Annotated in this window: 11 protein-coding genes and 1 tRNA gene; 8 read left to right on the plus strand and 4 right to left on the minus strand. The window is 67.9% G+C overall.

Features of this window, described 5'->3' with window-relative positions; all coding sequences use genetic code 11:
- Positions 1–112 precede the first annotated feature (112 nt).
- The 4 genes from ACFVMC_RS28560 to ACFVMC_RS28575 form a co-directional block, all read right to left on the minus strand.
- Positions 113–442, minus strand: a complete 330-nt coding sequence (locus tag ACFVMC_RS28560) for a CU044_2847 family protein (RefSeq protein ID WP_379215306.1) — start codon at positions 440–442, stop codon at positions 113–115.
- A gap of 62 nt (positions 443–504) precedes the next feature.
- The gene (locus ACFVMC_RS28565) at positions 505–1,482 is read right to left on the minus strand and encodes a 2-hydroxyacid dehydrogenase (RefSeq protein ID WP_379215307.1); all 978 of its coding nucleotides are present in this window, start codon (positions 1,480–1,482) and stop codon (positions 505–507) included.
- Positions 1,483–1,543: 61 nt separating this feature from the next.
- The gene (locus ACFVMC_RS28570; RefSeq protein WP_379215309.1) at positions 1,544–4,825 is read right to left on the minus strand and encodes an SUMF1/EgtB/PvdO family nonheme iron enzyme; all 3,282 of its coding nucleotides are present in this window, start codon (positions 4,823–4,825) and stop codon (positions 1,544–1,546) included.
- A 91-nt stretch (positions 4,826–4,916) separates the two neighbouring features.
- Positions 4,917–6,125: an Ig-like domain-containing protein gene (locus tag ACFVMC_RS28575; protein WP_379215311.1), complete on the minus strand. Its 1,209-nt coding sequence runs from the start codon at positions 6,123–6,125 to the stop codon at positions 4,917–4,919.
- A gap of 346 nt (positions 6,126–6,471) precedes the next feature.
- Between ACFVMC_RS28575 and ACFVMC_RS28580 the strand changes: the two genes are divergently transcribed.
- From ACFVMC_RS28580 to ACFVMC_RS28615, 8 genes are all read left to right on the plus strand, one after another.
- Positions 6,472–6,547 (plus strand) — tRNA-Lys (locus ACFVMC_RS28580).
- Positions 6,548–6,696: 149 nt separating this feature from the next.
- A complete protein-coding gene (locus ACFVMC_RS28585; RefSeq protein ID WP_379215313.1) occupies positions 6,697–6,906 on the plus strand; it encodes a hypothetical protein in 210 nt (69 codons plus the stop codon).
- 553 nt (positions 6,907–7,459) lie between these two features.
- Positions 7,460–7,816, plus strand: a complete 357-nt coding sequence (locus ACFVMC_RS28590; protein ID WP_379215314.1) for a hypothetical protein — start codon at positions 7,460–7,462, stop codon at positions 7,814–7,816.
- The gene (locus ACFVMC_RS28595) at positions 7,813–8,076 is read left to right on the plus strand and encodes an HNH endonuclease (protein WP_194820518.1); all 264 of its coding nucleotides are present in this window, start codon (positions 7,813–7,815) and stop codon (positions 8,074–8,076) included. The genes ACFVMC_RS28590 and ACFVMC_RS28595 overlap by 4 nt, the downstream gene beginning before the upstream one ends.
- A gap of 6 nt (positions 8,077–8,082) precedes the next feature.
- Complete coding sequence (locus tag ACFVMC_RS28600) at positions 8,083–8,493, plus strand: hypothetical protein (protein WP_379215315.1); 411 nt, start codon at positions 8,083–8,085, stop codon at positions 8,491–8,493.
- A gap of 72 nt (positions 8,494–8,565) precedes the next feature.
- On the plus strand, positions 8,566–8,928 hold the full coding sequence (locus ACFVMC_RS28605; protein ID WP_379215317.1) for a hypothetical protein: 363 nt from the start codon (positions 8,566–8,568) through the stop codon (positions 8,926–8,928).
- Positions 8,864–10,285 (plus strand): terminase large subunit domain-containing protein, encoded by a 1,422-nt coding sequence (locus tag ACFVMC_RS28610; RefSeq protein ID WP_379215319.1) that lies wholly within the window; start codon positions 8,864–8,866, stop codon positions 10,283–10,285. Before ACFVMC_RS28605 ends, ACFVMC_RS28610 begins: the two co-directional genes overlap by 65 nt.
- A 213-nt stretch (positions 10,286–10,498) precedes the next feature.
- Positions 10,499–11,548 (plus strand): phage portal protein, encoded by a 1,050-nt coding sequence (locus tag ACFVMC_RS28615; RefSeq protein WP_379215321.1) that lies wholly within the window; start codon positions 10,499–10,501, stop codon positions 11,546–11,548.
- Positions 11,549–11,627: the final 79 nt, after the last annotated feature.

Here is an 11,627-nt window from a genome sequence, read left to right on the forward strand (position 1 = left end):
GCGCACCTGGTTCTGTGGCGTAGATGCGCTCGGCAGTCGATTCGGTTCGTCCTCGTTCCGAAATTCAGGCCGGACGGCAGACGAAGCCCGGCGAATCTGTGCGAAACGAGTGTCAGCTCGGCTGGCGTTCGTAGGTGAGCTTCACCTTCAGGGTGGCTGCGCCGGAGGCCCCGGCGACGATGACAGTGCCCGAGGCGGTGAAACTCAGCCCCATCTCGATCTCGAACCGGTCCGGACTCGCCGAGGTGTGGCCGAGCCGTTTGACCATTTCCAGGCTGGAAACCGCGGCCGCCTCGATGACGGTCATCGCTCGATCCCAGGCGTTCTCGACCTTCTGCGCGGCATCGGACAGCGTGGAGGTCGGTTGTGTGCCGGGTGCGGGAATGGTCTCGACCAGCACGTCGACCTCGCCGAACCGCATCGGCACAACTCGTCCCGCCATGGAACCCCGCCTCGAGATGCTGTCGAAATAACCTGGCCGACAGTGTAATACGGCGCACCTGTTCAGTCGATCGGAATGGCGTGCGGTACCGCGAGCCCGGCGTGCAGGGCCAGCATGCTCTCGCATGCCATCTCCGCCATCCGATGGGCGGCGTGGGCGCTCAGGTAGGCGCTGTGCGGCGCGACCAGGAGCCGATCCGGGATCATGCGGATCAGACCGTACGGGTCGGTTTCCGGCTGCGGGGTGGGCTCGATGTAGTAGCCGTCGATAGCCGCGGCGGCAATCACGTTGCTTTCCAACGCTACTCGTAGTGCGTCGGGTTCTACGAGCTCGGCACGTGCGGTATTGACGAGAAAGGCCTCGGGACCCAGGGCGGCCAATTCCGCGGCGCCGATGAGGTTGTCGTTCACGCCGGGAACGTAGGCGCAGTTGATACTGAGCACATTCACTGCCCGGCACAGCTCGAGCACAGAGTCGCAGCGCCGATAGCCCAACGCAGCGAGCTCGGGTCGTGGGGTCCGGTTCCAGTAGTAGATCTGCATTCCGAAAGCGGCCGCGGCCATTCGGGCGATCGCACGTCCGATATGCCCGGTGCCGCAGATACCGAGCCGGCCGCCGATCAACGACGATGTGGTCCCTTCGGTCCACTTCCCGTCCGCCACCAGCGTTACCCGAGATGTCACCTGACGTACCAGGTCGAGCATCAGCGCGACGGTGAACTCGGCGACGGCCTCGGAGTTCGCATGCGGGGTGTAGGTGAACCGCAGGTCTCCGGATGGTTCGGGGAGTTCCAGGAACGACTGATATCCGGTACCGAGAAAGGCGACGATTCGTAGCTCGGGCACCCGCGCCCAGGCCGCGCGGCTGATCCGTTCGGAGCCGCCCAGCACGTAACCCCACGCCCCGTCGAGCGCCCGGACCACCCAATCCTCGTCCAGATCGCCGGGAATCATCTCCACGACCAGGCCCGCCGCCTGTAGCCGCCCTACGACCTCGCTCGGGAACGTGGAACCGGTCACGACGATCCGATGTGAGCTCATGATCTGTTCCTCCGGCTCGTCGGGTGATCGGCGGCACGTAGCCCGAGCGGTTCTCGGCCGGTCACGGCGGGCACCCGGCATCGCGCCGCACCAGGATTCGAAAACCCAGGTCCCAGTACGCATTACAGGGGGGATCGTCGAGACGGAAGCTGACGTGGGTGGCCCAGCGTTCCCGGCTGTACCACGACCCGCCGCGCACGATCCGCTTCGTCAGCGCGGGCGGGCGCTCCCGGTCGCGTAGATCCAGCCAGGGGTAGGACGCGCTGGAAGTCCACTCCCAGACATTGCCTGCCATCTCCTCGGGCCCGGCCGGCGTTCGCCCGTGACCGACGAACCCCACCGGGACCGCCCCGAAGGTGATGATGGCGGGTTCGGCGGCCGAATCGAAATCGCGCACCACGCATTCCCGCGTATCGTATGCCTCTCCCCAGGGATAGGCGCGCGGCGTTCCCGGGGGCTTCCCACGCGCGGCAGCCCACTCCCATTCCACCTCTGTCGGCAGCCGTACCTCGTCATCGACGCCCAGCGCCCCAGACAGCCGCAGCCGATGTTGCAACCAGCGGCAATACGCCTGCGCTTCCCACAGATTCACGCCCACCACCGGCGCACTCGCGATGGTGAAGCGAGAATCGTGCCAATACAGTGGATGGTCCCGGACCATGATTCGGTGTGCGACATGCCGGGACTCGGCAGCCGCGTAGCGGGCGAACTCGGGTTCGGAGAATTCCTTGACGAAGTTCAAATCGCGCTGGGTTTCCCACAATTCGACGAGCTCCGCCAGAAAATCCGGGTCTCGCGCCCGCCAGGCCGCCGCCTCGTCGCCGGTCCACCAGCGCGGCGTGGCGTAGCCCCGGTCCGCGATGAACGCGGCGAACTCGAGGTTGGTGACCGGGTGCCGCGCGATCTCGAAGGACGCGACCTGCACTTCGACCTGCGGACTGGACGGCACCCGCTTGGCTTCCCGCATCGGCAGCGGCTCGGCCGTCCCCACCCGGCCACGTCCACCGGCGATCGGCACCAGGTCCAGGGCCGGCGCATCGCGGCGGCGTTCGAGCCGGCCGGCCGCACACCAGCAGCGCAATCGTAGGGCGCGGTCGAGTCCGGCGTCGCCGGCCAGCGCGCTGACGATTCGACGCGCATACGACCACAGTCCGGAAAACTCCGGTCCATCCGGCCGGCCTGTCTCCGGATCTGTCGCAGCGCGCTCCAAGCCCAGTTTGCCGATCGCCTCGGCGGAGAACTCCGCCAGCAGTTCCGCCGCGGCACAGGCCGATTCGGCCCGGACGACGGGATCCGCCGCGCCGCAGCGTGCCGTCGGAGCCGAGTCCGCCTCGCGCAGTAGCTGCTTCAGCAGCATCAGAAGATCGCCGGTACCTTGGCCGGTGACCTGAACGATGCTCACGACGTGGACGAAGACCTCCCGCCAGCGCGGATCCCTGGCCAGCTGTAGCCGCCGGGTCGGCTCGCAGTGCCGCAGCACGTACTCGGCCGCCAGATACTCCTGGAAACTGCGGTGCACGAACTCGTACCGGCCGACGTCTCGTTCCTGGATCAGACCGGTGGAAGCGGAACCCACCAGCCGGTGCCAGTAGGCGCTACAGGCGAAATCGAGGCCCTGCGCGTCGTCCGCCTCGATCTCACCCAGCGCGACCAACATCTCCGCGAGCACGTGGCGCAGCCGGGTCCGCGACACCAGAGCGGTGTCGGCGGTGTCGGACACCGTCCCCGCGCACAGATCGAAGGCAAGGCACTGCGCCAGTTCGGTGAGCACCTCCGGGTCCACCTGGTCGTGCCGGACATCGCGCCACGCCGGTTCCCGGAGCAGGCACTCGACCGCCCGCCGCATCAACGATGCCCGCCCCAGCCGTGCCTGCCGAGGCTGCGACTCGACCAGGCAGATCACCGCCGCGAGCAACGGTATCCGGCCGAGTTCGCGGAGATCCTCGTGTGCGTCCAGCAGCAGGCGGGTCTGGTTGATCGCCGCCCGGGCCCGGAGCTCGGCCGGTTCGGCGTGCGTATGCCATTGATCGATGTAGAGATCGAGCTTGTCCTCGGAGAACGAATCCAGTTCGAACAGTGGAAGATCCGGAATCCGGCGGTCGGGATGGGCGGCATCGTGATCGGCGCGCCGGCAGGTGACGGTCAGCCGATTGTGCGACAGCTCGGCGTACTCACCGAGCAGCCGGCGCAACCCGGGGAGATGCTGCTCGGCGACATCCTCGAGCCCGTCCAGAAAGAACCACAGCTGTCCCAGCCCGGCCGCCTCGGTCAGCCGGCCCGCCAGCGCCGACACCTGTCCGCGCAGCTGCGCGCTATTGCGCACCAGCGGCAAACGTCCGAGCAGATCCTCCATGGACGTCCACACGCCGCCCTCGTTGACCACCCGCAACGGCACCCGAACCGGGATCCATCCCTGCCGATCCCGCACGGCACTGCGCGCGTACATGTTGGTCAGGCGTGCGCACAGGGTGGACTTGCCATAACCCGGCCGCCCGATCACCATCGCACCATCGGTGCTCCTCAGCAACGCATCGATCTGCACCGACTCGCCGTGGGCCGGCAGTCGAGTGCCGCCGGGACGCCAGTATTCGTCGCGGCCGACCGCGCGCACCGCCGCGTTCGGCGGAATCCAGACGTCGCGCAGCCGCAACGCCCGACCCCGGCCGTTCCAGTGCGGACTCCCGAACACCAGATACTCGGTGTCGTTGATGGACTCGGTCAGGAAGGTCTCGACCTCGCGCGGAATCCGGATATCCGGCAGCGCCTCCTCCTCCCGCGCGGTCTCCGCACTCCCGATCAACGGTTGCAGCAGCTCCGTTCGCGCGACCCATACCGAATCCCGCAGCCAACCGTCGGCGCTGTTGTAGCGTGCGGACACCACCCCGATGACAGCGCCGTCCGATTCACGCAGGACCGGCGCGCCACTCATACCGGGAACCACATCGCGACACCGCAACCGGCCCATCCTGATTCGGCCGTCGCGCGTGGTCGGACCCGCCCATTCGCCGGTCGCGGCGAGGAATTCGTAGTTGTGCGCCGGATCGTCGACATCCACGACCCCGGTCACGATGACCGCCGTCCGCTGCGGTACCCGGTCGGTAGCCGCCAACGGGCCGGTGGAGGCCGGCAACACGCCGTCCGTGCCGAGCACTGCGAGGTCGTGCAGGGGATCGCAGCGTTCCACCCATGCGGTGAACGATCCGATACCGCCGGCCAACGCATCGACATACACCGTTGTGCCGGAGGAATCACCGCCGAGCTGGTTCACGACATGCCACGCCGTGACCAGCCGACCCGGTGACAGCTGGAAGCAGGTGCCGACCGGACTACCGTCCGCGGTCATTATCCGGCCCAGGAACCCGGGAACCCGTGGGTCGCCGCGAGGCGCCGAGCCCGCCCCGAACCCCCCGTTCATCGGTCTGCCGCGTTACTCGTCAGCTGATGTCGGCGTTGCCGGCCTTCCACTCGGCCCACGGAACGTTCCAGTCGCCGAGGCCGTCGACGCCGGAGAGGGTGTTGCCGACGGTGTTCTTGATGATGGTGATATCTCCGCGTTTGGCGTTCTCGAAGACCCAGCGGGCGTTGGCGGGGCTGAGGTTGAGGCAGCCGTGGCTGGCGTTGTAGCTGCCCTGGGCGCCGAGGGACCAGGGGGCCGAGTGGAAGAAGATGCCGCTGTAGGAGATGCGGGTGGCGTAATCGACCGGGGTGCGGTAGCCGTCGGGCGAGCCGACCGCCACACCGTAGGTCGAGGAATCCATGATGATCTTCTCGTGCCGGTCGGCCACGATGTAGATGCCGTTGTCGGTGGGGGTGCTGTCCTTGCCCATCGAGGTGGGCATCTCCATGATGACCTGTCCGTTCTTCTCGACGGTCACCATGTGGGTGTTGTCGTCGGCGGTGAAGACCAGCGCGTCGCCGACGATGAAGTGCGAGGTGATGTTGTCCTGGCCGAACAGGCGGTTGCCCAGATCCTTGCCGTAGACGTTGACGTCGATGCTGACCTTGGTGCCCGGGGCCCAGAAATGCTCCGGCCGCCACCGCACCTCACGGTTGTTCACCCAATAGAAGGCGCCCTCCACCGGCGGTTCGGTCTTGATGGTGATGGCGTCCTGGGCGGCTTTGCGGTCGGGGATGTTCTCGTCGAACTGGATCGCCACCGGCTGGCCGATGCCGACGACCTCACCCTCGCCCGGAATCAGGTACGGCTTGGTCTGGTTGCCGGGCGAACTGGTGGTGAAACTCATAGCTGTCGAGTTCGCGCCGCCCAGGCCGATGGCGTCGGCCTGCAACCGGTAGGTCTTGCCGTAGCCGAGGACCTCGGTGGTCTCCCAGGTCTGGCCGTCGGCGCCGAGCTTGCCGCTGACCGGTCGGCCCTCGGCGTTGAGCAACTGCACGTTGGTGAACTTGCCGTCGTCGACCTTGAAGGTCATCGGCATGGCGGGCGACACACCGACGTCGCCGTTCTTCACCGGAGCGACCAGCTTCGGTTTGATCAGCTCGGTCATCGGGTTGCGGTCGATCGCGACCGATGAGTCGGTGCTGCCGGACGACGACGAGCACGCCGAAAGCCCCAGTGTCGCCACCGCGAGTAGAACCAGAGGTCCGCTGAGCATTCGCACCGAACGACCACGACCAAAGCGCATGTTTTCAACCCCGTTTCAAGTCCCGACGCCGTTCGCCAACGCGCCGATGGCTTCGGATCCAAACCGACTCACAGCTCAACCCACCGCGCCGGCGGGATCGGTCGAGACCACGTGACCGCTATTCTGCCAGCCCGACCGGCCCGAACCAACGTCAACACCACTCCGGACGCGGCGGAGTTACACCGGATAGATCCGACGAACCGCTCGCGGCGTTAACACCGCTGGCACACCGTGTTCAACCCGTGACAAAACCCGCGCTCACCTGGCGATTTCACTTCTGCGCCCGCTTCCTGTTAATGTTTGTCCCGCACCGGAACGGAGCCCAACGGCCCGCCGGAGCAAACCAGCGCCATTAGCTCAATTGGCAGAGCAGCTGACTCTTAATCAGCGGGTTCGGGGTTCGAGTCCCTGATGGCGCACCAGTCGAAATTCGGTGCCGGAATTTTCCGGTTGCTGGCAGGCTCTCGCCTGTCTCCATGCGGCTTGGTCATGCCCGCATAGTAGTCGATTCTCCGCGCTCTCAGGCGTGTGTTGTTGCCCCCTTGCCGATCTCGGCACAGGGGGCTTTGTCATGAGCGGGCACGCTTCGCCCGCCGAGATGCTGGACGCGGTCTACTACGCGTCGGCGGTCGTCACGATCGGCTTCGACCCCGACCACCCCGGCCGCGTCCTCACCCACACGTTCCACACGGACGACGCCCCAACACCGGTGCCGCTGTCCCTGGCTGTCGCCGCGCTGCGCCAGCTGGCCGATGACCTCGAATCCGGCGGTGAGTCATGACCGGCCGCCGCTTCACCCGCACCGCACCCTTGCCTCGCTGCCCGCACTGCCAGCGGCCCTACCACCCTCGAGCACGCGTTCCGCGATTGCCAACGGGCCAGGTATGGCGCTGCGCCGAGTGCCGCAACAACCCCGGCTCCGATCCCACGCCGCTGGACGGCATGGCCACCCGCAGGGGTGATGCCGCCGTGAGATGACCCGAGCTCGATCCCGGTGCGCCCGTGGGTTACTCGGGTGATCGGCCTAGCCCGCCGAGTCGTCGCCCGTCAGAGGGGCCACTGCACCCATTCCGATGCGAGCGTCCGACCCGGTAAAGGCGGACTCGGACGGGGACGCCGTGGCAGGCGTACCGGACGTTCGCAATATCCCAGTCCCGGCGGCCCGAGTAATGCCCGAGGCCGCGTGCATCACCAACCGATCCGATCGAAGCGACTGACGTGGTGGCACTCCGTACCTCAGCGGTACGGGGTACGCCCTGCCCTCACGCTCCCGCCGCTCCCTCCGTGGTAGCTCAGCCGCCCCTAGGCGGCCACCAGACAGGAGAACTCCCCCCGTGACCACACACGATGACCCGCAGTGGGACACAGACGAGCAGATGGGCCCACCGACCGAGATGGCCGCCCGCGCCCTCCAACGCGCACGAGCACTCGCCGCCAACCTCGAACACGCCGCCCAGAGTCCCGCCGCAACTGAAGGCACCCGCCTGGCCGGCGGACTGCCCGACCCGTCGAACCTGGCCCGGCCGGGCAAGATCAAGCCCGCCGACCGCATCGGCGAACTCGCCCGCGTGCTGCTGGTCTCCATTGGCGACCGGCCCGGCAAGCCACCTGCCCACGTCGGGCCGCCGCCGACCGCCGCCGAACCGCCCGCCCTGGCTCCGGCACCCTCCGACGACGAGGCAGCGCGATGAGTTGGGGCGGCCGCCGCGCTCAGGCCCTGCGCTTGCTGTGCCTGGCCACCTACGGCACGACCTGCCACCTGTGCGGGCGGCCCCGCGCCACGACCGCCGATCACCTGATCCCTCGCAGCAAAGGCGGGCCGGACTCCCTGGACAACCTGCGCCCAGCGCACAAGTCCTGCAACTCCGCGCGCGGGGACATGTGGTTGCACGAGTGGTTCGCCTCCCGCCGCTACCAGGCCGCCACGGTGGCCCCGTCGCGAGAGTGGTGAGTAGCAATGGAACTCGACACCGAGACCTACTGCCGGGGCTGTGGTGCGGCGCTGGCGTGGCGCATCACCCGGACCCTGCCGCAGCTGCTGCCCCTGGACACCGAACCCCACGAGGACGGCACCGTGCGCGTGGACGACGACAACAGCGCGACCGTGCTGGCCGGGTCCGCATTGGCCCGCGCACGGGCACGTGGGGTGCGGCTGTACGCCCGTCACATCGCGGGCCAGCACTGCCCGGACCTCTGGCCCGCCGAATCGGGCGAAATCGCTGGCAAATCCGAATCCGAAATCCGAAAAGTTCCCAGTTTTTTGGGATTTCGGCCGCTGGACACCACCGCGCCCACCTCCCTTTTTCCCGACCAGACCCCACCACCGGGGGTAGGAACATCGACCGGAGCACCCACCGAAAAGCCCTAATAGGGCACCGATCAAGGAGACCCGATTATGCCCAGGCGACCTGCGAATTCCCCTGACCAGGGCCAGGATTCGATGTTCCCAGAGCTGCCGAACACCGATGCCGTCGTGCGTACCGCGCCGGGTCGGCACGCGGCGGCCGTGGAGAAGGCCATCACGGCGGCCCGCGCCGACCAGACACTCATCGACGCCGACGAAGCGGCGCTGACGCTCGTGCGCGCCGGTGCCTGGGCGCTGGATGTCTTCGAGGCCCAGAACAAGCCCTACGGCCCGAGCAAGCTTCTCGGCCCTGTCCTGGACGCCCTAAAGGAACTGCGGATGACACCCGAAACCCGGGCCGTCGCGCAACACGACACCCTCGAGGAGCTGCTACGTGAACTCGCTACCCCATCCCCTGACGCCCCCGCCCCGGTTCGCGACGCCGCGCAACCCGAGTAGGCCCACCTTCGGCCCGGCCGTGGCCAAGGTCTCGGCCGCCATGGGCCAGCCGCTCATGCCTTGGCAACGCCAGGTGGCAGATACCGCCCTGGAGGTGGATGATCGCGGCCGGTTCGTGCACTCGCTCGTGGTCATCTCCGTGCCCCGACAGTCCGGAAAGACCACGCTGGTTCTGGCAAACGCGGTGCACCGCTGCATCTTCCGCGCCAATCAACGCGCCTGGCACACCGCCCAGACCGGCCAGGACGCGCGCGACCAGTGGCGCGAGATGGCCGGGCGGCTGCTGCGCTCACCGCTCAACCCGCTGGTGACCGTGAAGTGGGGCGCGGGCGACTCCCGGATGATCTTCGCCACCGGCTCGGAGCTACGCCCGCACCCGCCGACCGTGGACGCCCTGCACGGCAAACAGTCCGACCTCAACGACATCGACGAGGGATGGGTGTTCGACGACGCCCAGGGCGCGAACCTCATGCAAGCCATCGTGCCCACCCAGGCCACCCGCCCCGGTGCCCAGACCATCATCCTGTCCACGATGGGCACCGCGAATTCCACGTGGTTCCACGGCCTTTCGGATCGCGGCCGCGACGGCGACCCTGGCGTGTGCTACTTCGAGTGGTCGATACCCGAGACCGCCGACCCACTGGACCTCGACGTGGTGGCCGCCCACCACCCCGCCTACGGCCACACCATCGACATGGACGCGCTGCGCCGGGCACGAGACCAGCTCGGCGACAAGCCAGGCGAGTTCGCCCGCGCCTACGGCAACCGGCGCACCGGGGCCGGGGAACGACTGTTCCCGCGCTGGGAAGAGGCACAGACCGCCGTCGCGTTCCCCGACGACGCCCGACCTGCATTCGGCGCGGCCGTCTCGATCGACCGCAGCGAAACCGCCATCGTGGCCGCCGCCCTGGTCGACGGGATGCCCGTGCTCGAGCTGATCGAATGCCGTCCCGGGACGTCGTGGGCGGCACCGCGGCTTGCCCAGCTGGCCGCCGGGCACCGCAACCACGGCGTGGCCGTGGACCAGTACGGGCCATCGGGCACTCTGGCCGACGAACTCGGCCGCCTCGGCGTGGTGCTGCTGCCGATCGGCATTCGGGATGTCACGGCCGCAGCGGGGAACCTGCTGGACCGCTTGAATCCCAAAGATGATGGCCCCATTGGGATTCGGTTCCGTACCGATCCGGCGTTCTCGGCCGCCGCCGATATCGCGGCACTGCGTCCGGTCGGTGATGCTGTGGCGCTGTCGCGGCGCTCGCCCGGCTCGATAGCCGCGCTGGAGGCCGGGGCGCTGGCCGCCTACGCCCTCGATCACCAGGGCGCGCCCAGTGCCACGCCGGTGGTGGTGTTCGGATGAGGGTCCGTACCGACGCCACCGAGTACATGGTGCTGACCGTCTGTGATTGTGGCTGGCGATTCGCTGGCGACTCCCACGCGCAGAACGCCCGCGCGGTGCGCGAGCATGCCCGCAACTCCCACCACGACGAGCCCCAAGCGGTGAAACGCGCTGCTGATTCAGCACGTGTCGCGTCGCGGCGTGAGAGTCGCAAACGTGCGCAGGATCGGAGGCATGGGATTCATTCGGTCCTTGCTGGCAATTCGCTCGCTGCCGGAACTGGCAGCGGCGCATAGCAATGCCGTCCAGGTCGCCTCGCCGTTCTCGCCATATCCGAACCACCTGAATCAGGTGGTCTGGCCCGATCTGGTGGGGCTGGAGAACGTGCTTCCGATGACGCGCCTGGAGGCCATGACGGTGCCCGCCATGGCGCGGGCGCGCCGGATCATCGTGGGCAGCATCGCGCGAATGCCGCTGCGCGGCTATCACGGTGACGACGTGCTGACCGCTCAGCCGGCCTGGCTCGACCGCACCGACGGGCCGGTGAGTCCGTTTCACCGGATGCTGTGGACGGTGGATGACCTGCTGTTCTACGGCTGGTCGCTTTGGGGCTTGTCACGTGACGATGCGGGCCAGGTCATATCGGCCGGGCGAATCCCTTGGGAGCGCTGGGAATTCGACGCGGTGGGCCGGATCGTGGTGGACGGCGAGCTCGCCGCCGACCGCGACGTGTGCCTGATTCCCGGCGTGGACGAGGGCCTGCTGTACTTCGCCCAGCGCGCGATCCGGCACGCCGCCAAGCTGATCGCCGCCGCCGATTCCGCCGCGTCGACGCCGACGCCGAACCTCGAGCTACACCAGACCACCGACGCCCCGATGCCCCAGGCCGAAATCGACGCCCTGGTGGCTGCCTGGGCCGCCGCGAGGCGCGGCGCGAACGGCGGTGTGGCCTACACCAACAACGCGATCGAGCTTCGCGAGCACGGCGCACCGAATGAGCATCTGCTGATCGAGGGCCGCAACGCCGCCGCTGTCGATATCGCGCGCGCTGCCGGTCTGCCCGCCGCCTCGATCGACGCGACCGGCCCCACGGCCTCGCTCACCTACGAGACGACCCAGGGCCGCAACGCCGAGTTGGTGGATTACGGCCTGGCCCCGTACATGTCTGCGATCTCCGCGCGCCTGGGCATGGACGACATGGTGCCCTCGGGAGTTCGAATCGCTTTTGACACAGAGGATTTCGTCGGACCTGCCATTCGCGTGCAGGTTGTTAGGCGACGCTGAAAATGCCGATCAACCAGGCGTTGAAGATGCCGACCATCAGAGGCAAGAGAACCCCGCCGGGCATAGCCGCAGCGGGGTC

This window comes from Nocardia sp. NPDC127579 (assembly GCF_042672005.1).
GTDB lineage: Bacteria > Actinomycetota > Actinomycetes > Mycobacteriales > Mycobacteriaceae > Nocardia.

Bases quoted from the DNA above. Each gene is read 5' to 3' on its own strand.
- ACFVMC_RS28560 (WP_379215306.1), bottom strand. From the start codon at position 442: ATGGCGGGACGAGTTGTGCCGATGCGGTTCGGCGAGGTCGACGTGCTG.
- ACFVMC_RS28565 (WP_379215307.1), bottom strand. From the start codon at position 1,482: ATGAGCTCACATCGGATCGTCGTGACCGGTTCCACGTTCCCGAGCGAG.
- ACFVMC_RS28570 (WP_379215309.1), bottom strand. From the start codon at position 4,825: ATGACCGCGGACGGTAGTCCGGTCGGCACCTGCTTCCAGCTGTCACCG.
- ACFVMC_RS28575 (WP_379215311.1), bottom strand. From the start codon at position 6,125: ATGCGCTTTGGTCGTGGTCGTTCGGTGCGAATGCTCAGCGGACCTCTG.
- ACFVMC_RS28585 (WP_379215313.1), top strand. From the start codon at position 6,697: ATGAGCGGGCACGCTTCGCCCGCCGAGATGCTGGACGCGGTCTACTAC.
- ACFVMC_RS28595 (WP_194820518.1), top strand. From the start codon at position 7,813: ATGAGTTGGGGCGGCCGCCGCGCTCAGGCCCTGCGCTTGCTGTGCCTG.
- ACFVMC_RS28600 (WP_379215315.1), top strand. From the start codon at position 8,083: ATGGAACTCGACACCGAGACCTACTGCCGGGGCTGTGGTGCGGCGCTG.
- ACFVMC_RS28605 (WP_379215317.1), top strand. From the start codon at position 8,566: ATGTTCCCAGAGCTGCCGAACACCGATGCCGTCGTGCGTACCGCGCCG.
- ACFVMC_RS28615 (WP_379215321.1), top strand. From the start codon at position 10,499: ATGGGATTCATTCGGTCCTTGCTGGCAATTCGCTCGCTGCCGGAACTG.